Source organism: Bradyrhizobium sp. IC3195 (genome assembly GCF_020193585.1).
GTDB lineage: Bacteria > Pseudomonadota > Alphaproteobacteria > Rhizobiales > Xanthobacteraceae > Bradyrhizobium > Bradyrhizobium yuanmingense.
In genome coordinates this window covers 320,841-346,142 of the sequence record NZ_JADYVG010000001.1, presented here as the reverse complement: position 1 = coordinate 346,142, position 25,302 = coordinate 320,841, and the positions used below count along the sequence as shown (strand labels likewise).

Annotated in this window: 23 protein-coding genes; 9 read left to right on the top strand and 14 right to left on the bottom strand. The window is 65.4% G+C overall.

The window, feature by feature from the left end; genetic code table 11:
* Entirely contained in the window at positions 1 to 801 is an 801-nt protein-coding gene (locus I6F09_RS01525) for a hypothetical protein (RefSeq protein ID WP_225112215.1), read from the bottom strand.
* Positions 802 to 907: 106 nt separating this feature from the next.
* Here I6F09_RS01525 and I6F09_RS01520 point away from each other — a divergent pair, with 106 nt between their 5' ends.
* From I6F09_RS01520 to I6F09_RS01510, 3 genes are read left to right on the top strand one after another with little or no spacing between them, the layout of a single operon-like run.
* Positions 908 to 1,399, top strand: a complete 492-nt coding sequence (locus I6F09_RS01520; RefSeq protein WP_225187325.1) for a YaiI/YqxD family protein — start codon at positions 908 to 910, stop codon at positions 1,397 to 1,399.
* 2 nt (positions 1,400 to 1,401) lie between these two features.
* Positions 1,402 to 3,213 carry an ATP-binding cassette domain-containing protein gene (locus tag I6F09_RS01515; RefSeq protein WP_225125770.1) on the top strand — a complete coding sequence of 604 codons (1,812 nt, stop codon included), beginning with the start codon at positions 1,402 to 1,404 and terminating at the stop codon, positions 3,211 to 3,213.
* Between the two features lie 3 nt (positions 3,214 to 3,216).
* A complete protein-coding gene (locus tag I6F09_RS01510; RefSeq protein ID WP_036001049.1) occupies positions 3,217 to 4,296 on the top strand; it encodes a D-TA family PLP-dependent enzyme in 1,080 nt (359 codons plus the stop codon).
* Between the two features lie 115 nt (positions 4,297 to 4,411).
* Here the strand turns inward: I6F09_RS01510 and I6F09_RS01505 are convergent, their stop codons facing one another.
* The 8 genes from I6F09_RS01505 to I6F09_RS01470 all read right to left on the bottom strand — a co-directional run bounded on the left by I6F09_RS01505 (position 4,412) and on the right by I6F09_RS01470 (position 13,599).
* Positions 4,412 to 5,629, bottom strand: a complete 1,218-nt coding sequence (locus I6F09_RS01505; protein WP_225187470.1) for a TIGR03862 family flavoprotein — start codon at positions 5,627 to 5,629, stop codon at positions 4,412 to 4,414.
* A complete protein-coding gene (locus tag I6F09_RS01500; protein ID WP_225187324.1) occupies positions 5,626 to 6,543 on the bottom strand; it encodes an SDR family NAD(P)-dependent oxidoreductase in 918 nt (305 codons plus the stop codon). Before I6F09_RS01500 ends, I6F09_RS01505 begins: the two co-directional genes overlap by 4 nt.
* A gap of 118 nt (positions 6,544 to 6,661) precedes the next feature.
* Positions 6,662 to 7,141 carry a MaoC family dehydratase gene (locus I6F09_RS01495; RefSeq protein ID WP_225146605.1) on the bottom strand — a complete coding sequence of 160 codons (480 nt, stop codon included), beginning with the start codon at positions 7,139 to 7,141 and terminating at the stop codon, positions 6,662 to 6,664.
* Positions 7,142 to 8,860 carry an AMP-binding protein gene (locus I6F09_RS01490; protein ID WP_225187323.1) on the bottom strand — a complete coding sequence of 573 codons (1,719 nt, stop codon included), beginning with the start codon at positions 8,858 to 8,860 and terminating at the stop codon, positions 7,142 to 7,144.
* Positions 8,860 to 9,780 carry a 3-hydroxyisobutyrate dehydrogenase gene (mmsB, locus tag I6F09_RS01485; protein ID WP_345944086.1) on the bottom strand — a complete coding sequence of 307 codons (921 nt, stop codon included), beginning with the start codon at positions 9,778 to 9,780 and terminating at the stop codon, positions 8,860 to 8,862. Before mmsB ends, I6F09_RS01490 begins: the two co-directional genes overlap by 1 nt.
* Positions 9,776 to 10,840 (bottom strand): enoyl-CoA hydratase/isomerase family protein, encoded by a 1,065-nt coding sequence (locus I6F09_RS01480; RefSeq protein ID WP_225125775.1) that lies wholly within the window; start codon positions 10,838 to 10,840, stop codon positions 9,776 to 9,778. Before I6F09_RS01480 ends, mmsB begins: the two co-directional genes overlap by 5 nt.
* The gene (locus I6F09_RS01475) at positions 10,837 to 11,982 is read right to left on the bottom strand and encodes an isobutyryl-CoA dehydrogenase (protein ID WP_109144067.1); all 1,146 of its coding nucleotides are present in this window, start codon (positions 11,980 to 11,982) and stop codon (positions 10,837 to 10,839) included. Before I6F09_RS01475 ends, I6F09_RS01480 begins: the two co-directional genes overlap by 4 nt.
* A 120-nt stretch (positions 11,983 to 12,102) precedes the next feature.
* On the bottom strand, positions 12,103 to 13,599 hold the full coding sequence (locus tag I6F09_RS01470) for a CoA-acylating methylmalonate-semialdehyde dehydrogenase (protein ID WP_036001072.1): 1,497 nt from the start codon (positions 13,597 to 13,599) through the stop codon (positions 12,103 to 12,105).
* A 102-nt stretch (positions 13,600 to 13,701) separates the two neighbouring features.
* On the opposite strand from I6F09_RS01470, the gene I6F09_RS01465 reads away from it, so the two are divergent.
* Positions 13,702 to 14,610: a LysR family transcriptional regulator gene (locus I6F09_RS01465; RefSeq protein ID WP_036001074.1), complete on the top strand. Its 909-nt coding sequence runs from the start codon at positions 13,702 to 13,704 to the stop codon at positions 14,608 to 14,610.
* A gap of 149 nt (positions 14,611 to 14,759) precedes the next feature.
* Here the strand turns inward: I6F09_RS01465 and I6F09_RS01460 are convergent, their stop codons facing one another.
* Together I6F09_RS01460 and I6F09_RS01455 are read right to left on the bottom strand one after the other, a co-directional pair.
* Positions 14,760 to 15,380: a TetR/AcrR family transcriptional regulator gene (locus tag I6F09_RS01460; RefSeq protein WP_036001077.1), complete on the bottom strand. Its 621-nt coding sequence runs from the start codon at positions 15,378 to 15,380 to the stop codon at positions 14,760 to 14,762.
* Positions 15,381 to 15,444: 64 nt separating this feature from the next.
* Positions 15,445 to 15,978 (bottom strand): PaaI family thioesterase, encoded by a 534-nt coding sequence (locus I6F09_RS01455; RefSeq protein WP_192893237.1) that lies wholly within the window; start codon positions 15,976 to 15,978, stop codon positions 15,445 to 15,447.
* Positions 15,979 to 16,133: 155 nt separating this feature from the next.
* Here I6F09_RS01455 and I6F09_RS01450 point away from each other — a divergent pair, with 155 nt between their 5' ends.
* The 4 genes from I6F09_RS01450 (at position 16,134) to I6F09_RS01435 (ending at position 20,663) form a co-directional block, all read left to right on the top strand.
* A complete protein-coding gene (locus I6F09_RS01450; RefSeq protein ID WP_109144069.1) occupies positions 16,134 to 16,904 on the top strand; it encodes an enoyl-CoA hydratase in 771 nt (256 codons plus the stop codon).
* A 303-nt stretch (positions 16,905 to 17,207) separates the two neighbouring features.
* Positions 17,208 to 18,398, top strand: coding sequence for an acetyl-CoA C-acyltransferase (locus I6F09_RS01445; protein ID WP_225187322.1), 1,191 nt, complete (start codon positions 17,208 to 17,210; stop codon positions 18,396 to 18,398).
* Between the two features lie 110 nt (positions 18,399 to 18,508).
* Positions 18,509 to 19,798 (top strand): MFS transporter, encoded by a 1,290-nt coding sequence (locus I6F09_RS01440; RefSeq protein WP_109144071.1) that lies wholly within the window; start codon positions 18,509 to 18,511, stop codon positions 19,796 to 19,798.
* Positions 19,799 to 19,919: 121 nt separating this feature from the next.
* Positions 19,920 to 20,663 (top strand): DUF72 domain-containing protein, encoded by a 744-nt coding sequence (locus I6F09_RS01435; protein ID WP_225187321.1) that lies wholly within the window; start codon positions 19,920 to 19,922, stop codon positions 20,661 to 20,663.
* Positions 20,664 to 20,685: 22 nt separating this feature from the next.
* On the opposite strand, the gene I6F09_RS01430 is transcribed toward I6F09_RS01435, so the two are convergent.
* Complete coding sequence (locus tag I6F09_RS01430; RefSeq protein WP_081494475.1) at positions 20,686 to 20,853, bottom strand: DUF2934 domain-containing protein; 168 nt, start codon at positions 20,851 to 20,853, stop codon at positions 20,686 to 20,688.
* Between the two features lie 182 nt (positions 20,854 to 21,035).
* On the opposite strand from I6F09_RS01430, the gene I6F09_RS01425 reads away from it, so the two are divergent.
* Positions 21,036 to 22,505, top strand: coding sequence for an FAD-binding oxidoreductase (locus I6F09_RS01425; protein ID WP_225187320.1), 1,470 nt, complete (start codon positions 21,036 to 21,038; stop codon positions 22,503 to 22,505).
* Between the two features lie 78 nt (positions 22,506 to 22,583).
* Here the strand turns inward: I6F09_RS01425 and I6F09_RS01420 are convergent, their stop codons facing one another.
* Positions 22,584 to 23,177 (bottom strand): hypothetical protein, encoded by a 594-nt coding sequence (locus I6F09_RS01420; protein WP_225187319.1) that lies wholly within the window; start codon positions 23,175 to 23,177, stop codon positions 22,584 to 22,586.
* 279 nt (positions 23,178 to 23,456) lie between these two features.
* Complete coding sequence (locus I6F09_RS01415) at positions 23,457 to 25,154, bottom strand: GMC oxidoreductase (protein ID WP_225185884.1); 1,698 nt, start codon at positions 25,152 to 25,154, stop codon at positions 23,457 to 23,459.
* Between the last annotated feature and the right edge of the window lie 148 nt (positions 25,155 to 25,302).

Sequence of the window (25,302 nt, the reverse complement as noted above, 5' to 3'; positions counted from 1 at the left end):
CTACGCCGCCGCCTGCTCGCGCGGCTGGTAGATCGCGGTGTGCTGGCAATGCGCGAGCGGCGTCGTGCCGTTGGCGACGACCAGCGCGTCGAACTCGACGAAGCGGTGGCCCTTCTTCTCGTAATTCGCAGTGACCTTGGCCCGCGCCGTGATCTCGTCGCCGGCGCGCGCGGCGGACAGCAGCTGCATGCGGCTGCCCACGTGGATCCAGGGACCCAGGATGGTGTTGTCCACCAGGACGCGGTTCATGACGCGCTGGATCAGGCCGGGATGGCCGAGGCTCTCGCGGGCAAAAATCGGATCGGCCTCCCTGACGTCAGTGAGATAGTCGGCCGCATCCTGCCCGGCCCACCGGCGCGGCGTCGTGCCCAGCCATTTGCCCAGCTCGAATGTCGCAGGACTGACAGGCTTGCGCTCGGCGGCGGCGGGGACTTCGACATAGTCGCTCAACGACAATGCCGGCACCGCCGCCGGCAGCGACGCCGTTCCCGTGGCACACAGCTCGGTGCGACTGAACACCTCGATGGTCAGCAGGCCGTTGTGCTCGGTGGCATCGACATCGGCGGTCTCGCCGTCATAGACCGGCTTTATGAAGCGGGCCTCGACCAGCCCGCGCGACAGGAAGTCCCGTCCCCAGCGCGCGATCGGCACGTGCATCATGTAGGCGAAGACGTCGACGCCGGGGACCAGCCCGCCGGAAAAGCCGAAGCGGCGGGCCACATTGTCGTCGTGCATCTTGTTCTCGGACTGCCTGGCGGTGTTGTAGGCCTCGACGCGGTAGGTTTCGAGCCGGTTCGGCATGACTGGCCTTTCCCTGTTCTTGTTGTTTCGGGAGCGATCGTAGGGCCTGAGGAACTGGGGTCAATCCCCTCGCCTTTGCGGCCCGAATGCGGTACCACGCGGCGGAATGACCGAGACCCCGACCCGCATCTATGTCGACGCCGACGCCTGTCCGGTGAAGGACGAAATCTATCGCGTGGCGCTCCGGCACGGCGTGCCCGTGATCGTGGTCGCCGGCAATTTCATCCGCGTGCCGCAGGACCCTCTGATCGAGCGCATCGCCGCGGGCAGCGGCATGGACGCCGCGGACGACTGGATCGCCGAGCGCGCCAGGCCCGGCGACGTGGTTGTGACCTCGGACATTCCGCTGGCGAGCCGCTGTGTGAAGGCGGGCGCCGACGTGATCGCGCCGAACGGCAAGCCGTTCACCGAAGAATCGATCGGGATGACGCTGGCGGTGCGCAATCTGATGACGGACCTGCGATCGGCCGGCGAAGTCACCGGCGGCCCGCGCTCGTTCTCGCCGCGAGACCGCTCCAGCTTCCTCTCGGCGCTCGACCAGACACTGCGCCGGATCCAGCGCCGCCGCGCAGATCAGGCCGCAACGAGCCAAAGTTAGCCATGGCCCCGCCGCTGATCCAACTCAAAGACATCAGGCTGACCTTCGGCGGCACGCCGCTGCTGTCGGGCGTCGAGCTCAACGTCGCGCCATCCGAACGGGTCTGCCTGATCGGCCGCAACGGCTCCGGCAAATCGACCCTGCTGAAGATCGCGGCCGGCCTGGTCGAGCCTGACGCCGGCACACGCTTCGTGCAGCCCGGCGCAACGGTGCGCTACCTGCCGCAGGAGCCGGATTTCGGCGCGCACAAGAGCACGCTCGCCTATGTCGAGTCCGGGCTCGCGCCGGGGGACGACCAGCACCAGGCGCGCTATCTCCTGGAGCAGCTCGGCCTCACCGGCGAGGAGAACCCGCACAACCTCTCCGGTGGCGAGGCGCGCCGCGCGGCGCTGGCCTTCGTGCTGGCGCCCTCGCCCGACATCCTGCTGCTGGACGAGCCGACCAACCATCTCGATCTCGCCACCATCGAATGGCTGGAGCAGGAGCTCGACTCCAGGCGCAGCGCGCTCGTCATCATCAGCCACGACCGTCGCTTCCTGACCAATCTCTCGCGCTCCACCGCTTGGCTCGATCGCGGCCGGATCAAGCAGATCGATCGCGGCTTTGCCTCGTTCGAGAGCTGGCGCGACGAGGTGCTGGCCGAGGAGGAGCGCGACCAGCACAAGCTCGACCGCAAGATCGTCGACGAGGAGCACTGGCTGCGCCACGGCGTCTCCGGCCGCCGCAAGCGCAACGTCAAGCGGCTCGCCAATCTGCATGCGCTGCGCGCCCAGCGCCGCAACTATCGCGGCACCGCCGGCAGCGCCAACCTCGCAGCCAGCGAAGCCGAGCAGTCCGGCAAGCTGGTGATCGAGGCCAAGGGCATCACGAAATCCTACGGCGAGCGCAAGATCGTCGAGAATTTCTCCACCCGCATCCAGCGCGGCGACCGGCTCGGCATCATCGGGCCGAACGGCGCCGGCAAGACCACGCTGGTCAACCTGCTCACCGGCGGCATGCAGCCGGATTCCGGGACGATACGTCTCGGCGCCAATCTGGAGATGGCGACGCTCGACCAGCATCGCGAAAGCCTCGATCCGAAATCGACACTGGCGGAAGCGCTCACAGGCGGCCGCGGCGATCAAATCATGGTCGGCGGCAAGCCGAAGCACGTCGTCGGCTACATGAAGGACTTCCTGTTCGCGCAGGAGCAACGCGGCACACCGCTGGAGGTACTCTCGGGCGGGGAGCGCGGCCGGCTGATGCTGGCGCGGGCGCTGGCAAAGCCGTCGAACCTCCTGGTGCTGGACGAGCCGACCAACGATCTCGACCTCGAAACGCTCGACGTGCTCGAGGAGATGCTTGGCGACTACGAGGGCACCGTGATCCTCATCAGCCACGACCGCGACTTCCTCGACCGCGTCGTCACCTCCGTGATCGCGCCCGAGGGGAACGGCAAGTGGATCGAATATGCCGGCGGCTACAGCGACATGCTGAGCCAACGCGGTGCGGACCTCAAGCGCGAGACAGCGAAGGCGCAAGCTCCCGTGGAGAAGAAAGAGGAGCGCGCCGCGGCCCCCTCGTCCGCGCCCAAGCGCAAGCTCAGCTTCAACGAGAAGCACGCGCTGGAAACGCTGCCGAAGAAGATAGAAACGCTGCACTCCGATATTGCAAAATTGCAGCGCGTGCTCGACGATCCCGGTCTCTATGCGAAAGATCGCAAAAAATTCGACGACACCTCGGCTGCCATCGCCAAGGCGCACGAAGAACTGTCCGCCGCCGAAGAGCGTTGGCTCGAACTCGAAATGCTCCGCGAAGAGATTGAACAGGCATAACTCATGACAACAACTCTTGCAGCCAAGATCGCCCGCGAATACGGCACACCCTGTGCCGTCATCGACATGGACCGGGTCGAGCGCAACATCGCGCGGATCCAGAAGGCCTGCGACGACGCCGGAATCGCCAATCGCCCCCACATCAAGACGCACAAGAACCCGACCATTGCCAAGATGCAGGTCGCGGCCGGCGCCAAGGGCATCACCTGCCAGAAACTGGGCGAAGCCGAGATCATGGCCAATGCCGGCATCGACGACATCCTGATCAGCTACAATCTGCTGGGCGATGAGAAGATGGCGCGGCTCGGCGCGCTGCAGGCGAAGGCCAACATGACGGTGGCGGCCGACAATTCGACCGTCGTCGCCGGCCTGCCTAAGGCGGCTGCGGCGTCAGGCCGCCCGCTCTCGGTCGTGGTCGAATGCGATACCGGGCGCAAGCGCGCAGGCGTCGAAACGCCGGCGGAGGCGATTGCGCTGGCGCGCGAGATCGCTTCGTCCAAGGGGCTCGAATTCGCCGGCTTCATGCTCTACCCCACTGAGACCGGGTGGACGGACGCGCAAAGATTCTACGACGAGGCGCTGGCCGGCGTGCGCGCGCACGGGCTCGACGCCAAGATCGTCTCGACCGGCGGCACGCCGAACCTCGTCAATATCGGCAAGCTCAAGGGCGGCACCGAGCATCGCTTCGGCACCTACATCTACAACGATCGCATGCAGGTCGCCGCAGGCTCAGCGACCTGGGATGATTGCGCGCTGCATATCTATTCGACGGTGGTGAGCCGCGCTGCGCCCGAGCGCGGCATCTTGGACGCCGGCTCGAAGACGCTGACCACGGATACCGGCGGGCTCGACGGCCACGGCCTGATCCTGGAGCATCCCGAAGCCAGAATCGCCAAATTCGCCGAGGAACACGGCTTCCTCGATCTCTCCCGCAGCAATACCCGGCCCAATGTCGGCGATGTCGTGCGCATCGTGCCGAACCACGTCTGCGTCGTCGTCAACATGATGGACGAGGTGGTGATGGTGCGCGGCGAGGAGATCATCGGCACGCTGCCGGTGGCCGCGCGTGGGAAGCTGCGGTAGGTGTACGCGCGCCGTTGCCACGGCCGTCATTGCGAGGAGCTCTTGCGACGAAGCAATCCAGACTTCCGCGGAGGAGGGATTCTGGATTGCTTCGCTGCGCTCGCATTGACGGGGGTTAGCGTTTGAGCCACTCCAGCGCGCCCCTGCCCGCGGCAGCCCCAGTCGCGAAGGACGCCTGCAAGAGATAGCCGCCGGTCGGCGCCTCCCAATCCAGCATCTCGCCGGCGGCGAACACACCTTGCAATTTGCGCAGCATGAATTGCTCGTCGAGCTCGTCGAACATAATTCCACCCGCGGTCGAGATCGCGCGATCGATCGGCGCCACTCCGGTGAGCTGAACTGGAATGGCATTGATCAGCCCTGCGAGCTCCGCCGGCGAGAACGCGGCCAGCGGCCGGCCGGAGGCGAAGGCTGCCTCCTGCATCAATCCGATGCCGACCGGCGACAATTGCGCGGCCTTGCGCAGGAAGTTCGCCAGCGATTGCTTGCCACGCACGCCTGACAGCCGCGTGGTCAGCGCAGCGGCGTCGAGATCGGGCCGCAACCCGATCATCAGCGTCGCCTGTCCGAGATTCAGCACAGCCTCGCGTAGTTCCGCCGAGAGCGCGTAGATCGCACCGCCTTCGATGCCGCTGCGGGTGATCATCGCCTCTCCGCGAACCGTGTGCGCGCGAAGCGTCAGCGCCACGCCCTTGAGCGGCTGGCCTTCGAAACGGTCGCGGAAGACTTTGGACCAAGCGACCGTGAAGCCGGAATTGGCCGGCCGCAGCTTCGAGACGGCAATGCCCTTTGCAGCGAGGATATCGACCCAGCCGGCGTCCGAGCCGAGCCGCGGCCAGCTTGCGCCGCCGAGCGCGAGCAGCGTGGCGTTCGCTTCGATGGCGGAGACGCCTTTCGGCGTCTGAAAGATCAACCGGCCCTCGCCGTCCCAGCCGATCCAGCGATGGCGAAAAGCAAAGCGGACACCGGCGGCATCGAGCCGCCGCAGCCAGGCGCGCAGCAAGGGCGAGGCCTTGAACGTTTTCGGAAACACGCGTCCGCTGCTGCCGACGAAGGTCGGCTCGCCCAGCGCCTCGCTCCAGGCTCGCAGCGCATCGGGCGAAAATGCCTCGACCGCCGCCTGCAGCTTCGGTGCGGCCTCGCGGTAGCGCGCCATGAATTGGGGCAGCGGTTCGCTGTGAGTGAGGTTGAGTCCGCCGCGGCCGGCCATCAGGAATTTGCGTCCCGCCGACGGCATCGCGTCGTAGACAGTGACGCGGGCGCCGCCTGACGCCAGCACCTCCGCCGCCATCAGCCCGGCGGGACCTGCGCCGATGACGGCGACGTCGGTCAGAGCTTGATCCCCGCCCGCGCCGCGGCCTGGGCGACGTATTTCTGCGTCTGCTCGAACGCGCCCTGCAGCGCCCTGGCCTTCGACATGTCGCTGATCTCGGCGAAATGCGCGGCGATCGCATCCGGCGTCCACTCGCTCTCCGGCAGGTTGATGCCTTCGCTCTCCAAAATCTTGATCACCGCAAACGAGCCGGCACCGGCGCCCATGATGGTGCGGGTCGGCGCATCCTCGCTCAGCATGTACTCGACCGCGGGGGTGATCGCGTTCGCCTTCATCAGCTGCAGCGCCTGCGGCGGCAGCAGCTCTTCCGTCATGCGGGTCGCAGCCGTCGGCGAGATGATGTTGACGCGAATGTCGTTCTTGCGGCCCTCCTCGGCGAGCACGTTCATCAAGCCGACCATGCCGGATTTCGCGGCGCCGTAATTGGCCTGGCCGAAATTGCCGTAGAGGCCCGAGGACGACGTCGTCAGCACGATGCGGCCGTAATTGCGGTCACGCATGCCGGCCCAGGCTGCCTTGCAGCAATAGAAGGTGCCGACGAGATGCACGTCGAGTACCTTCTGGAAATCGGTCACCTCCATCTTGCCGAACGACTTGTCGCGCAGGATGCCGGCATTGGCGCACAAGAGATCGACGCTGCCCCACTCCTTGGTAGCGCGCTCGACCATGGCGGTGACCTGCTCGAAATTGGAGACGTCGGCGCCGTCGGCCATCGCGATGCCGCCGGCCTTGCGGATCTCCTCGACCACGGCCTCGGCCGGCGACAGCGAGCCTCCGGTGCCGTCGCGCGCGCCACCGAAATCGTTGACCACGACCTTGGCGCCGCGGCTCGCCAGCCCCAGCGCATGCGCGCGTCCGAGACCATTGCCCGCGCCGGTGACGATGGCGACGCGTCCGTCGAACCTGATTGGCATAGTGGGTTTCCCAGATGTTAGCCGTCATGGCCGGGTTTGACCCGGCCATCCATCAAAATCGACAGGCTTTTGAGCAGCGATGGGTTGCCGGGTCAAGCCCGGCAAGGACGGCACGGGCCTACTCGAAATAGATCAGGCCGAGCCAGTCGGCGACGAGCGCCGGTTTATCCTCGCCCTCGATCTCGACCGTGACGTTGGTGCGGGACTGGAGCTCGCCTGGCTTGCGGAGCTTGGCTTCCGCCAGCACGAAGCGGCCACGGACGCGCTTGCCCGAGCGCACCGGCGAGATGAAGCGCAGCCTGTCGAAGCCGTAATTCACGCCCATCGTGGTGCCCGCAATCACGGGCATCACCTCGTAGGACATGATCGACAGCAGCGACATCGTGAGAAAACCGTGCGCAATGGTGGTGCCGAACGCGGTTTCCTTCTTCGCGCGTTCCGGATCGATGTGGATGAACTGGTGATCCTCGATCACGTCGGCATAGCTGTCGATGCGGGGCTGATCGATCAGGTGCCACGACGATACGCCGATCTCCTTGCCGATCATGGCCTGATAGGCCTCGAGCGTAACAGGCGGCTTCTTCCAGACTTCGTTCACTTAGGTCTCACTCCGTGTCTTCGCCAGCTCCGGAAAATCCTCCTCACGGAATTCCCGGCCGCGCAAGGGATCGCTGCGATCGTCGTCGCGTTCGAGCCGTCGTAGCTGGACGCGGCGGATCTTTCCAGAGATCGTCTTCGGCAGCTCGGTGACGATTTCGAGGCGGCGGATGCGCTTGAACGGGGCCAGACGCGCGTGCAGGTGCTTGAAGATCGATAGCGCGGTTTCCGGCGAGCGTTCTGCACCCGCGGTCAGCAGCACGAACGCCTTGGGGATCGCGAGCCGGATTGGATCCGGGCTCGGCACCACCGCAGCTTCCGCGACCAGCTCGTGCTCGAGCAGGACGCTCTCCAGTTCGAACGGGCTGATGCGATAATCGGAGGATTTGAAGACGTCGTCAGAGCGGCCGACGAAGGTCAAGTAGCCGTCCTCATCCGCGAAAACGACGTCGCCGCTGCGATAGAGCGCGCCTGCGGCGCCGGACAATTTGCCGTCGTCGCCCTGATAGCCCTGCATCAGGCCGGCGGGACGGTCGGCGCCGAGCACCAGCGTCACCTCGCCCTCCTTTGCGGGATGACCGTCGGCATCGCTGATCTGCACGCGATAGCCCGGCAACGGACGGCCCATCGAGCCGATCTTGATCGGCTGGCCCGGCGAATTGCCGGCTAGCGCAGTCGTTTCGGTCTGGCCGTAGCCGTCGCGTATGGTGAGGCCCCAGGCCGCCTGCACCTGATCGATCACTTCAGGATTGAGCGGCTCGCCGGCGCCGCAGACCTCGCGAAGCGCCACCTTGAACGAGGCGAGGTTCTCCTGGATGAACAGCCGCCACACCGTCGGCGGCGCGCACAGCGTGGTGACGCCGCAGCGGCCGATGGTGGCAAGCAGCGCCTTGGCATCAAAGCGCGGCTGGTTGACCACGAACACGGTCGCGCCCGCATTCCACGGCGCGAAGAAGCAGCTCCAGGCATGCTTGGCCCAGCCGGGCGAGGAGATGTTGAGATGGACGTCGCCGGGCTTCAGCCCGATCCAGTACATCGTCGAGAGATGGCCGACCGGATAGCTGCGCTGACTGTGTCGCACCAATTTCGGTTTTGCTGTCGTACCCGAGGTAAAATATAGCAGCATCGGATCGTCGGCATTGGTCGGAGCATCAGGCGCGAAGCTTTCGGAAGCTTTTGCTGCTTCGTCATATGCCAGCCAACCGTCGGAGCCCGCGCCGACGACGATGCGAACGACATTCTCGGCGCCTAGGCTCGTGAATTTCGCCACCTGGTCCTGCGCGGCCACCACCGCCCTCGCCTTGCCGCGATCGAGCCGGTCGCGCAGCTCGTCGGCCGTCAGCAGCGTCGTGGCGGGAATGACGACCACGCCGAGCTTCATCGCGGCAAGCATCGTCTCCCACAGCGGAACCACGTTGCCGAGCAGCAGCAGGAGATGGTCGCCGCGCCTCAGGCCCTGCGCGCGGAGGAAGTTGGCGACCTGGTTGGAGCGGCGCGACAGCGCCGCGAAGGACAGCTTCGTCTGCTTGTCCTGAGCGGCATCGACGATCCAGAGCGCGGGCCGATCCTTGCTGTCCGCATTGGCCGCGAGCTCGGCGTCGAACCAGTCGAGCGCCCAGTTGAAAGGAACCGGATCAGGCCAGCGGAAACCTTTGACCGCAGCCTCGTAATCCGTGCGGTGTTGCAGAAGGAACGCGCGTGCTTCCTGGAATGTGGTCATCAAGCTTTCCCGGCTAAACTCCTAACGTGCTTGATAATTCCGGAAAAATCCACCCCGCCCTGGCCGGCTGCGTCGAAAGACTGATAGATCTCCTGCGCATGCTTGCCGAGCGGCGTCGCCGCGCCGGCAGCCTTGGCGGCATCCTGCGCCAGGGTGAGGTCCTTCACCATCAGCGCGGAGGCAAAGCCCGGCTTGTAATCGTTGTTGGCCGGCGAGGTCGGCACCGGGCCCGGCACCGGGCAATAGGTCGTCAGCGACCAGCACTGGCCGGACGAGGTCGAGGCCACATCGAACAGCGCCTGATGCGAGAGCCCGAGCTTTTCACCGAGCGCAAAGGCCTCGCTCACCGCGATCATGGAAATGCCGAGGATCATGTTGTTGCAGATCTTTGCGGCCTGGCCGGCACCGGCGCCGCCGCAATGCACGATCTTCTTGCCCATGTTCTCGAGCACGGGCTTGGCCGCGGCAAATGCCTTCTCCTCGCCGCCGCACATGAAGGTGAGCGTCGCACCCTTGGCACCGCCCGTGCCGCCGGAGACCGGCGCATCGACCGAGAGCACGCCGTGCTTGGCGGCGAGCGCATGCGCGGCTCGCGCGCTTTCGACGTCGATGGTGGAGCTGTCGATGATGAGCGCACCCTTGGTCATGGCGGGCACGACCTCGTTCCAGACGCCGAGCACATGCTTGCCTGCGGGCAGCATGGTGACGACGACATCGGCGCCCTTCACCGCGGCCGGAGCGCTGTCGGCGATGCTGGCGCCATCGGTCTTGGCCTGATTGCGCGAGGCTTCGACGAGATCGAACGCCACCACCTTGTGGCCGGCCTTGACGAGGTTGGCCGCCATCGGGCCGCCCATGTTGCCGAGACCGATGAATGCGATCGTCGCCATTGTCGTTTCCTCCGCTACAGCGTTGTTAATTGAACTTCAATTCGTCCGCGCCGATCTCGGCGAAATAGGGCGCAAGCACCTCCGGCGTCACATCCTCGATCCGCGGCGGCGACCAGGTCGGGTTGCGGTCCTTGTCGATCACGGCGGCGCGCACGCCCTCGCGAAAATCATCGCTCCGAAACACCTCCAGCGCGGCGCGGTATTCGCGAACCAGGCACTCTTCCAGGCTCGATCCGCGCGCAAGGCGCAGTAGCTTCAGCGTGACCACCATGCCGCGCGGCGATTTTTCGTTCAGCGTCTTCAGCGTGGCCAGCGCGAACTCGGAACCATCGCGCTTCAGCGCAGCGACAATGTCCTCCATGCGGTCGAAGCCGAACAACGCATCGATGACCGGCTCCCTGGCGGCGACCGGCCCCGCAGTCTCGCCGGAGGCGAAGCCGTCGATGAGCTTGCTGACATCGGCTGCGGTCGCACCGGACCGCAGCTTGGTCAGCGCCTCGCGCAGCTCCGGCAATCTCACGGCCGGCACCACCCAATCGGCAAACTTCGCGTGGATCGCGTCCGGCCCGTTCATGGTCTGGCCGGTCAGCCCGAAATAGGTGCCGATCTCGCCCGGCGAATGCGACAGCAGATAGGTGCCGCCGACATCGGGGAAGAAGCCGAGGCCGACTTCGGGCATCGCGAGCTTGGTCCGATCGGTGACGATACGGTGGCTGGCATGGGCGGACAGACCGACACCGCCGCCCATCACGATGCCGTCCATGAAGGCGACATAGGGTTTTGGAAATTTCTTGATCCGGGCATTGAGGATGTACTCCTCGCGCCACAGGATCTTGCCGAGGTCGCCATTGACCTTGGAACTTTCCCAGAGCGTGCGGATGTCGCCACCGGCGCAGAGGCCGCGCTCGCCGGCGCCTTCCAGCAGGATCACGGCAACGGCAGGATCAGCCTCGAAGCGGTCGAGCGCCTTGTCGATGTCGCGAAACATCTCCAGCGTCACGGCGTTGATCGCCTTGGGACGATTGAGCCTGATGATGCCGGCCGCGCCTTCGACGCGCGCGACCAGATCGCCCTCTTCCGCTCCGCTCATCGCGCGCCCTCGATCAGTTTGCGCGCCACGATGAGCCGCATGATTTCATTGGTGCCTTCGAGGATCTGGTGCACGCGTAAGTCGCGCACGATCTTCTCGATGCCGTATTCGCTGAGGTAGCCGTAGCCGCCGTGGAGTTGCAGCGCATGGTTGGCAACCTCGAACCCGACATCGGTGCCGAAGCGTTTAGCCATGGCGCAGAGCATGGTGGCGTCGGGGTCTTTGCGATCGAGCGCCGCGGCGGCGCGCCACAGGAAGGTGCGCGCGGCCTCCAACTCGATCGCCATGTCGGCGAGACGGAATTGCAGCGCCTGGAATTCGTCGAGCCGCTTCCCGAACGCCTTGCGCTCCTTCATGTAGGCGCGCGCCTTGTCGAGTGCTGCTTGCGCGCCGCCGAGCGAGCACGCCGTAATGTTGAGACGGCCGCCGTCGAGGCCGGCCATCGCGATCTTGAAGCCTGTGCCCTCCTCGCTCAGGCGATTGGCCACAGGCACGCGGGCGTTCTCGAATATCACCGCGCGGGTCGGCTGCGCGTTCCAGCCCATCTTGCGTTCATTGGCGCCGAAGGAGACACCCGGCGCCTTGCCGTCGATCACGAGCGTCGAGATGCCGCCGGGACCGTCGCCACCGGTACGTACCATCGCGACCAGAATATCCGTTCCGCCAGCGCCGGAGATGAATTGCTTCTGGCCGTTTAGGACGTAGTGGTCGCCGTCGCGCACGGCGCGCGTGCGCAGCGCCGCGGCGTCCGAGCCGGCACCCGGCTCGGTCAGGCAGTAGCTTGCGATCAGCTCCATGGTGCAGAGCTTCGGCAGCCATTGGTGGCGCTGGGTGTCGCTGCCGAAGGCATCGATCATCCAGCTCGCCATGTTGTGGATGGAGATGAAGGCCGAGGTGGTCGGGCAGCCCGTCGCCAGCGCCTCGAAGATCAGCGCTGCGTCGAACCGCGTCATGGCGGAGCCGCCAACATCGTCGCGGATATAGATGCCGCCCATGCCGAGCTTGGCGGCTTCGCGCATCACCTCGACTGGAAAATACTTCTCCTCGTCCCAACGCAGCGCGTGCGGCGCGATCTTCTCGGCCGCAAACGCCAATGCCATGTCGCGAACCGCGATCTGATCCTCATTCAGAGCGAACTGCATGCCGGGCTGCTCTTTCTTTCGTCATTGCGAGCGAAGCGAAGCAATCCAGACCGTCTCCGCGGAAAGATACTGGATTGCTTCGTCGCTACGCTCCTCGCAATGACAGGCTGGGCTACAGCCTTACTTCATCAGCGGGATCGAGAACTCCGCGCCTTCCTTGACGCCGGACGGCCAGCGCGAGGTCACCGTCTTGGTCTTGGTGTAGAAGCGGATCGAATCCGGTCCGTGCTGGTTGAGATCGCCGAAGCCCGATTTCTTCCAGCCGCCGAAGGTGTAATAAGCGATCGGCACCGGGATCGGCACGTTGATGCCGACCATGCCGACGTTGACCCTGGCCGCGAAGTCGCGCGCGGCATCGCCGTCGCGGGTGAAGATGGCAACGCCGTTGCCGTAATCGTGGTCGGAAGGCAGCGCCAGCGCCTCCTTGTAGTCGTGCGCGCGCACCACCGAGAGCACCGGGCCAAAGATCTCTTCCTTGTAGATCCGCATGTCCTTGGTGACGTTGTCGAACAGCGAGCCGCCGAGATAGAAGCCGTTCTCGTAGCCCTGCATCTTGAAGCCGCGGCCGTCGACGGCGAGCGTCGCGCCTTCCTTGACGCCGATGTCGATGTAGCTCTTGACCTTCTCGACCGCCTCGCGGGTCACGAGCGGACCGTAGTCGGCCGACGGATCGATCGAGGTGCCGATCTTGAGCGACTCGACGCGCGGGATCAGCTTTTCCATAAGGCGGTCGGCGGTGGACTTGCCGACGGGGACCGCGACGGAAACGGCCATGCAGCGCTCGCCGGCCGAGCCGTAGCCGGCGCCGATCAGCGCGTCCACGGCCTGATCCATGTCGGCGTCGGGCATAACGATGGCGTGGTTCTTGGCGCCGCCGAAGCACTGGCAGCGCTTGCCCGTCTGCGCGGCGCGCTCGTAGATGTATTGCGCAATCGGCGTCGAGCCGACGAAGCCGATGGCCTTGATGTCGGGATCGTCGAGGATGGCGTCGACCGCCTCCTTGTCGCCGTTGACGACGTTGAGGATGCCGGCCGGCAGGCCCGCTTCCATCATGAGTTCAGCGAGCAGCATCGGCACGCCGGGGTCGCGCTCCGAGGGCTTGAGGATGAAAGCGTTGCCGCAGGCGATCGCCGGCGCAAACTTCCACATCGGGATCATCGCCGGGAAATTGAACGGCGTAATGCCTGCGACGACGCCGAGCGGCTGACGCATCGAATAGATGTCGATGCCGGGGCCAGCGCCTTCGGTGTACTCGCCCTTCATCAGATGCGGAATGCCGCAAGCGAATTCCGCGACTTCTAGGCCGCGCTGGATGTCGCCCTTGGCGTCGGGGACGGTCTTGCCGTGCTCGCGCGCGAGCAGCTCGGCGAGCTTGTCGTAATCGCGCTGGACCAGCTCAACAAATTTCATCATGACGCGGGCGCGGCGCTGCGGGTTGGTCGCGGCCCATTCGGGCTGTGCGGCGCGCGCGTTCTCGACGGCGGCGCGGACCTCGGCCTTGGACGCCAGCGCCACCTTGGCCTGAACGTCACCGGTCATCGGCTCGAAAACGTCGGCGGTGCGGCCAGAGGTGCCCTTGACCTCCTTGCCACCGATGAAATGTCCGATTGAACGCATGGAATGGTCTCCTTCAGGCCGAGCGTGGTCGCTTTGACAAATCCTATTGACCTGCATTTTATAGGATTCAAGTCTGAGATAATGCACCATAGATGTGCGAAAATGCTGGATCAAGGCGCTATCGATTGGGACGACTTTCGCTTCGTGCTGGCCATCGTGCGGGGCGGCTCGGTGTCGGCTGCGGCAAAACAGCTGGGGGTCGACCATGCCACCGTGATCCGCCGCGTCGACCGGCTGGAGAAGCACCTCTCGGCCAAGCTGTTCGACCGGCGCAAGACCGGCTACCTCCTCACCGAGGCCGGCCAGCGCGTCGCCGACAGCGCCGAAGCCATGGAATCGACCATTGTTGCCAATCAGGAGCAGGTCGGCGGCTCCGTGGCGCGGCTGACCGGGACGGTGCGGATCGGCGCGCCTGATGGGTTCGGCACCGCCTTCCTGGCGCCGCGGCTGACGCCGTTCGCGGACCGCTATCCCGATCTCGACTTGCAACTTGTAGCAACCGCGCGGCTGTTCAGCCTCTCCAAGCGCGAGGCCGACATCGCCATCAGCCTGACCATGCCGAAGGAAGGTCGCATCGTCGGGCGCAAGCTGCTCGACTACCGCCTCGGGCTCTACGCGGCCCCCGCCTATCTCGACCGCTTCCCGAAAATCGCCTCGCGGCAGGATCTGACGCAGCACCGCTTCGTCGGCTACATCGAGGAACTCTTGTTCACGCCTGAGCTCGACTATCTGCCGCAGGTGTCGCCGCGGATCTCGGCGCGCTTCCGCAGCGCCAATCTGATCGCGCAGCTCAACGCCACCCTCTCCGGCTTCGGCATCGCGGTGCTGCCGCATTTCATGGCGAGCGACTATCCGCAGCTTGTCGCCGTGCTGCCCGAAGAGATCTCGATCACGCGGACGTTCTGGATGCTGATGCACGCCGACAGTAAGGACCTGGCGCGGATCAGGGCCGTGGCGGATTACATCTCGGAGATTGTCGAGCGCGAGCGGGCGTTGTTTGCTGGGCGGTGAACGGCGGTCTCGTAGGGGTCTCGTAGGGTAGGTTAGCCGAAGGCGTAACCCACCTCTTCCGTCTCCGCGGACGAACACAGTGGTGGGTTACGCCAAGCGAATGCGCTTCGCGCAATCGCATGGCTAACCCACCCTACACGGCATTTCGCCTAGTTCTGTTTCGCCTTCTTCGCGGCCGCCACCTTCGACTCACGCTTCGCTCCCTCAAGCGCGTGGTCCCGGCCGGCCTTCAGCATCTCGTCGGACAATTCGCTCGAGCCGGCGATGCGCGCCAGCAGCATGGTTCCGGCCATCGTCGCGAGCGTCGCGATCGCCTGCTTGCGTGCCGCCTTGCGGGGCATGTTCGGGATGGTGTCGGTCAGGGCCTCGATCATCTCATCCAGCTTGCCGGCAAAGGCCTTGCGTGTCTTCGGACTCTCGCGGGCGATCTCGGCTCCCAGCGCGGGAATCGAGCAGCCGTGACCGGGATTGTCGCGATGCAGCGTGGACAAATAGCTTTCCGCGATCAGCGCCAGCCGCTTTTCCGGAGCGACCTCGCCGGTGAGCTTGCGCCAGTGTTCCATCGAACGGTCCATCGCGTAGGCAAAAGCCTCGATCACCAGCGCCTCGCGGGAATCGAAATGCGCGTAAAAGCCGCCGTGGGTCAGGCCCGCCTCCTTCATGAGGTCGGCGACGCCGATACCGTGGGCGCCCTTCTCCCGCAGCCGCACCGAGGCCTTCTTCACGATGCGATCGTGGGTTTCCTGCTTGTGTTCCCGGGAATAGCGCATGCGGATCTCATTGAATGTCGGAGATCATCTCATAACACGCAAATGCCGCGATGGGTGCATTAATTCATGTCAAGTTGCTTCCGATCATGGAGAACGTTGCAGTTGCGTGCACCGCGAGGGCTCCCTTCCCGTCGCGAACGAAACCCTCGGTATAGCTGGTCTGCCGCCCCAGCTTGATGATCTTGCCCTCGGCCGAGATCAGCCCCGAGCGAACCGACAGGGGGCGGAGAAACGTCAGCTTCAGATCGAGGGTCACCGAGCTTTGTCCGGCCTCGAGCCGGGTCGAGATGGCACATCCCATCGCGGTATCGAGCAGCGCCGCGGCGGTCGCGCCGTGGAGAAGACCGATGGTGTTTTCGAGATCCTCGCGCGGCTGCAGTTCCATGACGATACGGCCCGGCTCGACCACGGCCATGGTGAAACCTATCAGCTTGGCGAAGGGCGGCGGCGGCAGGCGGCCGTCACGGATGCCCAGCATGGCATCCATGCCCGACAGGCCCATCGCCGCCCGCGCCACCGGCGCAGGCACCTGCCAGTCCACTACGCGTTCCCGCCTCTGCGCGGGCGAAAACAGGTCGGGTTGATCGTCACCGGTCATGGCAGCCTCTTTAGATGATATTCGTCATACTATGCCACGGACTTCACGCTGGCAACCCGCCCTCCCCGCCGCTTGACAAGACGTACGTTTCGGCCCGGAAGTGATCCCGACTGGCGCGCCCCGCGCATGTCCACGAAACCTTTCGAGATCCCACGATGGAAATGCTCAACAATCATTGCGGCGTGACGCGCGATGCGCGCGGCGTCGTTCATGTCGCGATCTGCAACGCCGGCCCGCTCAACATCCTCGGCTCGCCCGTGACCGACGCCGTGCGCGAAGGCCTGCAGCAGCTCGCATCCGACCGCAGCATCCGCGTCGTGGTGCTGCGCGGACAGAGCGAGAAGAGCCTGATCGGCGGAGCCGACATCAAGGAGATGGCCGGGCTCGACCAGACATCCGCCGAGGCCTTCATCAGCCGCCTGCGCGATCTCTGCGAGGCGGTGCGCGCCTTCCCTGCCCCGATCATCGCACGCATGCCGGGCTGGTGCCTCGGCGGCGGGCTCGAAGTGGCGGCGGCCTGCGACTTCCGCGTCGCCGCGCATGATGCCCATTTCGGCATGCCCGAGGTGCGTGTCGGCATCCCCTCGGTGATCCATGCCGCGCTGTTGCCGCGCCTGATCGGTTGGGCCCGCGCGCGCTGGCTGGTGATGACGGCGGAGAACATCGATGCAGCCACGGCGCTGGCATGGGGCCTGGTCGACAAGGTCGCTGCGCCCGGCGAGCTCGATGCCGAGGTCGAGCATCTGGTGAAGGCCTTGCTCGAATGCGGCCCCGAGGCGCTGCGCTCGCAAAAGGCGCTGCTGCGGCAATGGGAGGAACTGCCGCTGACCGAGTCGGTGAATTTGAGCGTGAAAGTGTTCGGCGAGTCATTCCTGACGGACGAGCCGACGCGGCTGATGGGCGCGTTTGTCAACCGGAAGCGGTAGACGCGAGGAAGCAACATCGCAGCCAAGAAAAGACGGTGTCATGCCCCGCCTAGTGCGCAGTTGCGCACGGGGGCGGGGCCTCCAGTACGCCGCGCCTTCCCGGTTCTAGCCGCGTGGCCTCTGGAATACTGGATTGCCCGCCTTCGCGGGCAATGACAGCGTACTGTGGGTAAGCAGCCCCCAATCGCACGACCAAATCTCATCCGGCCCACGACATTTTCTCATCCCTGTCGCGGTTGCATTTTTTGCGACGCATCATATGATGTCCATCATCTTACACGTCATCGCCAGGGAGTTCTCGTCATGGCCGAAGCCGCCGAGCCCGTCGTCATCGTCTCCGCCGCACGCACCCCGCTCGGCCGCTTCATGGGCGAGTTGTCGCCGCTCCCGGCCCACAAGCTCGGCTCACATGTGATCGGTGCGGCGCTGGAGCGCGCCAAGCTCGCGCCCGAGAAGGTCGACGAGGTCTTCATGGGCTGCGTGCTGCCGGCAGGCCAAGGTCAGGCGCCGGCGCGGCAGGCAGCGCGGAGCGCCGGTCTGCCCGATGCGACAGGCGCCACCACCGTCAACAAGGTCTGCGGTTCCGGCATGAAGGCGACCATGCTGGCGCACGACATCATCCGCGCCGGATCGGCCGAGATCGTCGTCTCCGGCGGCATGGAGAGCATGAGCAACGCGCCCTACCTGCTCGCCAAGGCGCGCGGCGGCTATCGCGTCGGCCACGACCGCATCATCGACCACATGATGATGGACGGCCTGGAGGACGCCTACGAGACCGGCCGTTCCATGGGCGATTTCGGCGAAGCTACCGCGGAAGCCTATCAATTCACCCGCAAGGACCAGGACGCCTATGCGATGGAGACGCTCAGCCGCGCCCGCAAGGCCGTCGAGGGCGGCGCGTTCAAGGCCGAGATCGCGCCGATCACGCTGACCGAAAAGGCCGGCCCGCGCGTGATCGCCAATGACGAGCATCCGCTCAAGGTCGACCCCGCCAAGATCCCCGGATTGAAGCCGGCATTCCGCGCCAACGGCACCATCACGCCGGCCGCCTCCTCCGCCAATGCCGACGGCGCCGCCGCGCTGGTGCTGACGAAGCGCGCACTTGCTGACCGGAGCGGCCTGCCTGTTCTCGCCGAGATCAAGGGCCATGCCACCCACAGCCAGGAGCCGCAATGGTTCACCACGGCACCGATCCCGGCGATCCGCAAGCTGCTGGACAAGGTCGGCTGGAGCGCGGGCGACGTCGACCTGTTCGAGATCAACGAGGCCTTCGCCGTGGTGGCGATGGCGGCGCAGCGCGACCTCGGCATTCCCCGCGAGAAGCTCAACGTCAACGGCGGCGCCTGCGCGCTGGGCCACCCCATCGGCGCCACCGGCGCGCGGCTGATCGTGACGCTGCTGCATGCGCTGGAGGCCAACAACCTCAAGCGCGGCATCGCCGCACTCTGCATCGGCGGCGGTGAAGCCACGGCCATCGCGGTGGAACGCCGCTGACGCGGACGTCCGGAAACGAGGGAACTCTGTCATTTGCGACAGATACATCCCGTGTCATTCTCTAGACTGACGCAGGTCTGTCTCGGCCTGCCCATCAATGTTGAGGCCCAATGATCTCGAACTGGCTCGCGGCAGCACTGTCCCGCCGTAACATTCATTACGGTTGGGTGATGGTCGGCGTGACTTTCCTCACCGCGCTGATCAGCGCCGGCACGGTCGGCGCGCCCGGCGTGTTCATCGTTCCCCTGCAGAAGGAGTTCGGCTGGAGCACGGCGGAGATCTCGTCCGCGCTGTCGATCCGCTTCATCCTGTTCGGACTGATGGCGCCGTTCGCGGCCGCCCTGCTCAACCGCTATGGCCTGCGCAACGTCACGCTGGCCGCCCAGCTGATCGTGGTCTCGGCGCTCGTGCTCTCGCTCGGCATGACGGAGGTCTGGCAGCTCATTGCCCTCTGGGGCGTGGTGATCGGGATCGGCACCGGCATGACGGCCTTGGTGCTCGGCGCGACCATCGCCACGCGCTGGTTCGCGGCACGACGCGGCCTCGTCATCGGCATCATGACGGCGAGCGTTGCCACCGGCCAGCTCGTGTTCCTGCCGCTGCTGGCAAGCCTCACCGAGCGCTATGGCTGGCGCCTCGCGCTCGGTCTCGTCTGCATCATGCTCGGTGTTTCCGCGCTGGCCGTGCTGCTCGCGATGCGTGACCGCCCCAGCGACGTCGGCCTGCGGCCGTTCGGCGACGAAGGCACCGCACCCTTGCCCGCGCCGCCCGTCAGCCACGGCTCGATCACGGGCGTTGCACTCGGCACGCTACGCGACGCCTCGACGTCGATGACGTTCTGGATCCTGTTCGCGACCTTCTTCATCTGCGGCGCCTCCACCAACGGGCTGGTGCAGGTGCACCTGATCCCGATGTGCCTCGATTTCGGCATCCCGCAGGTGCAGGCGGCGAGCCTGCTGGCGGCGATGGGCATCTTCGACTTCTTCGGCACGATCATGTCGGGCTGGCTGTCCGACCGCTACGACAATCGCTGGCTCCTGTTCTGGTACTACGGCCTGCGCGGGCTCTCGCTGATCTTCCTGCCGTTCAGCGATTTCTCCTTCTACGGCCTCTCGGTCTTCGCGATGTTCTATGGTCTCGACTGGATCGCGACGGTGCCGCCGACGGTGCGGCTCACCGCGCAAAAGTTCGGGCCCGAGCGCGCCAATCTGGTGTTCGGCTGGATATTCGCCGGCCATCAGCTCGGCGCCGGCGCCGCGGCGTTCGGCGCGGGGTTCTCGCGCACAGTCTACCAGAGCTACCTGCCCGCCTTCTTCATCGCCGGCGCGCTCTGCGTGTTCGCGGCCCTGATCGTGCTGGCGCTGTCGCGGCAGCCGAAGCCGCAAGTGGCGATGGCGTGAGAAGGAACCACGTCTTCTGCCTTCCGGTTTGACAGAAGAAACAGAGCCCCGCAGTGTCGTGAAGGCGGGCCAAATCGTTCCGACATGACCACGCCGCAAAGATGCCTCCTATGCTGTGGCGATGACAGACAGGCCTGGACGGACGCGCAAGCATGCCCTTCGGATTGGCACGGCGGGATGGAACGTGCCGTCCCAGCATGCGGATGCGTTCAAGGCCGAGGGCTCCCACCTTGAGCGCTACGCCTCAGTGCTGAACTGCACCGAGATCAACACGTCGTTCTATCGTCCGCATCGGCGCACGACATATGAGCGATGGAGCGCTGCGGTGCCGGCCGGCTTCCGTTTTGCGGTCAAGGTCCCGCAATCGATCAGCCATGCGCCGGAGCTGAGGTTCGATCGCGCGGACGTCGATCGGTTGTGCGAGGAGATTTCCGGCCTTGGGCAAAAGCTCGGCGTGCTGCTGCTGCAATTGCCTTCGTCGACAATCTTCGCAAGGCGCGGCGCCGGGAAGCTCGTAATAGCGCTGCAGAAAGGGGGGCAGGTGCCGGTGGTTTGCGAGCCACGGCACGCGAGCTGGTTCACCAGGCCGGCCGACGACTGGCTGGCGCAACGAGGCGTCGCGCGGGTGGCCGCGGATCCACCGCGTGCCGCCAATGGCGCTGCGCCCGGCGGCTGGACCGGGCTGGCCTATTTTCGGCTTCACGGTTCACCGAGGGTCTATTATTCCAGCTATGACGCGGCTGCCTTGGCGGCGCTCAAGGTGCGGCTGGCCGGATGCGCGGCGGCCTCGGTCTGGTGCATTTTCGACAACACCGCTTCGGGCGCAGCCATGGCCAATGCCCGCCAGCTGGTTGAAGCCCGATAGCGCCAGACCGTTCGCTCGCGGATTACTCCGTGAAAGTCTTTGAGGATTCTTCGGCATTTGCGCCGGCGTCGTTTGATAATTCGCGCTCGGCTTCTCGCCAGAACTCGTCCTGGCGGCCCTCCGGCTTGCCTGCGAGTTCCCAAAGCTGGTGGGCTCTCACCCGGATGAGCTCCTCGTCAACCTTCGCCATGCGGCTCTCCTGTTGTGCCGAGAGGCAAACGTCGTGCTGCTGCGGACCGTTCCAAGCGGTCAGGCCGACCCAAACTCCCCACACGCGTGGCGCATTGCCGTTAGACTCGGCAGCCTAAACGTGGACAATGGCTGCGGCGCTTCGCGCGCTCAGTACACACAAAGATGTGCCAGAGGAAACAAATGCCGCTCCCGACGTCCCTGCCCACCATCCCGACCGCTCCCGTGACCGAACCATTGCGCGATGCGTTGCGCGCGATCGTCGGCGACAAAGGCCTGATCGAGGACGAGCATGGCAAGCAGCCGTTTGTGACGGATTGGCGGGGATTGCTGGTCGGCAACGCCGGCGCCGTCGTTCGCCCTCGCAGCACCGAGGAGGTCTCGAAAGTGGTCCGGCTCTGCCACGAGCACGGCGTCGCGATCGTGCCGCAGGGCGGCAACACCGGCCTGATGGGCGGGGCGACGCCCTGGCCTGCGCACACCGGCATCGTGCTGTCGCTCGGCCGGATGAACCGCGTGCTGGATGTCGATCCCGTCGGCTATTCGATGACGGTCGAGGCCGGCTGCGTGTTACAGACGCTTCAGGAGACCGCAAGCGAGCACGACCGCTTCCTGCCGCTGAGCCTCGGTGCCCAGGGCTCCTGCATGATCGGCGGCAATCTCTCCACCAACGCCGGCGGCGTGCAGGTGCTGCGCTACGGCAATGCCCGCAATCTCGTGCTGGGGCTCGAGGTCGTGCTGCCGAATGGCGAGGTCTGGGACGGATTGCGCGCGCTCAAGAAGGACAACACCGGCTACGACCTCAAGCACCTGTTCATGGGCGCCGAGGGGACGCTGGGCATCATCACCAAGGCCGTGCTCAAGCTGTGGCCGGCACCGAAGGACGTCTGCACGGCGTGGCTGGCGATCCGCGATCCCCGCGCGGCGCTGGAAATCCTGTCCGAGGCGCACGCGGCATCCGAGGACAATGTCGGCTCCTGCGAGCTGCTCAGCCGGGCGGCCATCGACCTTTCCCTGCGCCACATTCCCGGGACGCAGGATCCGCTGAAGGCGGATACGCCCTGGTACCTGCTGCTGGAATGGTCGTCGGCGCGCCCGCGGCAGGACGGAACCGAGGGCATGTCCGGCAAGATGGAGCAGTTTCTCGCCGATCAACTCGAGGCCGGCCGCGTGCTGGATGCGGCGATCGCGCACACATTCGGTCAATCGCGCAACATGTGGCGCATCCGCGAAGCAATGGCGGAGGCCTCACGCGCCGAGGGACCGGGGATCAGTTTCGACGTGTCGGTGGCGATTTCAGGGATTCCGGAGTTCATCGACAAGGGCCTCAAGGCCGTGCTCGACATTCTCCCGACCATCCGGCCCTATCCGCTCGGCCATATCGGCGACGGCAATCTGCATTTCTCGTTCATGGGACCGAAGGGCATGGACCAGCAGACGCTGAACCAATACGCGCCCGCCATCACGCGCGCCGTGAACGATCTCGTCACCTCCATGGGCGGCTCGATCTCGGCGGAGCACGGCATCGGCATCGACAAGCTCGACGAGCTCAGCCACTACCGCTCCAAGACCGAGCTCGACATCATGCGCACCATCAAACGCGCGCTCGATCCGCACAACATCATGAATCCCGGCAAGGTGCTCCGGCTGTGATCGGCTCGGCGTTCGGCGTTGGCGGGTCGCAAAGATGTTGCGACCCGTCCGCCGTTTTTGGAGCGCTATCCGCTGCCCTCAAGCCACCGAGCCGCCGCGCGGGTTGACAATCGTATACCCTCGCAGCGAACGCGCGTGGATTCGCGTCGCGCGCCCACCCGAGTTGGCGTCATAGGCCATCCAGACGTCGCCTCCGAGGTGCTGTTCAAGGACGAAAACGTGTCCTCGTCGCGCAGCAACCATTCCCGGTGCGGGTGATGTCCTGGGAAAGCGGAGCCAATTGGACGCAAGATTCAATTCCGGCACGATACGGCCGAACACGCGCAGAGCCGCGCCGCAGCCGCAGAACGACGAAGGGCAACCGGCCGGACGGCCACCGACAATGCGAGCGCCGTGGGCACCGGAGACGGCCGCCGGCGTGGTCGTGCTCCCAGCATCAGTCACCGTCAGTTGTGTCGAGCGGTACGCTTGCAGTGTGGACCTGGAAATCAGCGAAGATCTGGAAGCCAGTGAGGGCTTGGCAACCCGCTCGCGTCGCGTCTGCGAATACGAAAAGTCGCAGGGCATGGTGACGTTGCATTCAGGAGCTTGATGAATGCGATAAGGGCGCGCTTCCGAAGCGACAGAACCCAGGGCAACGAAGACGCACGCAGAAAATACTCGCTTGAACATTGCAGGACTCCAAATGAGAGACCCTGCCCCGGGCAAAGAGACCAATAACAGTTTGGCTGAAATGGGCCTAAAGCGCGGCTGAAACTGGCTGCGATCGCGCGCCACGACTGCACGATCTCATAGCCTACACGTAGCGCCTGAGATGATTAACTCGCAGCGCTCGAATGCTCGATCAGCGCGTCAAGCTGGCGGCATGCAACCAAGTCGGACCGCGCGAGGCAAGTATCCATCAGCGCTCCTCCTCCCCGCACTGCCAGGATCGCCAGAACTCGCTGCCGCTCATTGCATCATTGCGGCCGCGATCTTCTCCGCTGACATCAACACCGGAAAGTTGGTGTTGGCGCATGGCACCACCGGGAAGATCGAGGCATCGACGACGCGCAGGCCCTGCACGCCCTTGACGCGGCCCTGATTGTCGACCACCGCCATCGGATCCTCAGTGCGGCCCATGCGGCACGAGCACGAGGCGTGCCAGACGCCGATCGTCGCCTTGCGCACGAAGGCTTCCAGCGCCTCGTCGTCGTTCATCACCTGATCGAAGGTGAAGCCTTCGACGACGAAATTGTCGATCATGTAGTGACGCAGCGCCGCCGGCCCGTCCATCAGGGTCGCGGCGATCGTGGTGAGAATCTTGTTCCTGGTGTTGACCACGCCGATCTTGCGGACGCGATCGGTATAGGCGGCCGGAAACGGCTTGTCCGTCACCTTCCTGACCACCTCGCTCATCTGGATCGCTGCCATCTTGCGGAAACCGCTCATCAGGCGATCGAGATCGCGGCGGTCGGACAGCAGGTTGAACTCGACGATCGGCTCTGCCGAAGGATCGCGCGAGGCGAGCTTGACCTGCCCGGTCTCGGAATAGGTCTTGTTGACGAAGGTCAGGAGCGAGCCGATCTGCGCGCCGACGGCGTGCCAGGCCGATTTGCTGATGACGACGACGAACATGTCGCCCTTGGGCACATCAGGCAGCCCGGAGGAGTAGCGCAGGCCGAGCTGCATGTGGCGCCTGGTGTGCTCGTTCATGCGCGCGCCGCGGCGGACAAAGGACGACAGCGAGATCGAGGGATGATCCATCAGGCGTTGGCCGACTCCCGGCAAGGCCGCCAGCACGGGAATGCCCAGGTCCTTGAGGTGACCGACGGGGCCGATGCCGGCGCGGAGCAGATGCGCCGGCGAATGAATGGCGCCGCTGGAGAGGATGATCTCGCGTCCACGGAATTCCTGCTCGCGGCCGTCGACCATCGCCTTCACGCCGACACAGCGCGTGCCTTCGAACAGCAGCTCTCGCACCTGCGTGTTTGTCGAAATCGCAAGGTTCGCACGCGCGCGGGTGTCGCGATCGAGATAACCCATCGCGGCCGAGACGCGCTGCTCGGCCTGGTTGGAATGCGTCACCGGGAAGAAGCCGTCGACGAATTCGCCGTTCTGGTCGGCCACGAATTGATGACCGGCCTGCTGGAAGGCCTGCGCGAACGCCTCCGAATGCCGCGTCCAGTGCTCGCGCGGGATGCGGCGGACAGGGATCCTTCCGTCCTTGCCGTGATACGGTCCGTCGAAATCGAGGTCGCGCTCCACCTTCTTGAAGAACGGCAGCACGTCGGCCCACGACCACCCCTCGGCGCCGCGCGCCTCCCATTCGTCGTAGTCGGTTGGGGCGCCGCGGTTGGCCATCTGCCCGTTGATCGACGAGCCGCCGCCCAGCACGCGTGCCTGCTCGTATTTGCGCAAGGGCGGCCGCGATTCCTCGGGATTGTTGTGGCTGACGACCTGGGTCGTCACCTTGAGCTCGGTCCAGTGAAAGCGCGGATCGAAATAGGCGGTGCCGGGATAGCTGTCCCTGATCTCGGCTGGCTCGTTGCCGGGTGGCGTGTCCTGACCGGCTTCGCAGAGCAGGACCCTATTGGCGCTCCTGGCGGAGAGTCGGTGGGCCAGCACGGACCCCGCCGAGCCGCCGCCCACGATGATGAAGTCGTACACGATTGGCGCTTCCTCTTGTTCTTGTTGGCGGAGCTTAGCGCGTTATTGTTTTGCCGTGGAAGTGTCTTGGATTGTGTCGATGCCGCACCTCGTGTCCCGGACGCACTGCAACGCTTCAAGCGTTGCGGCGCTGAGCCGGGACCCAGGA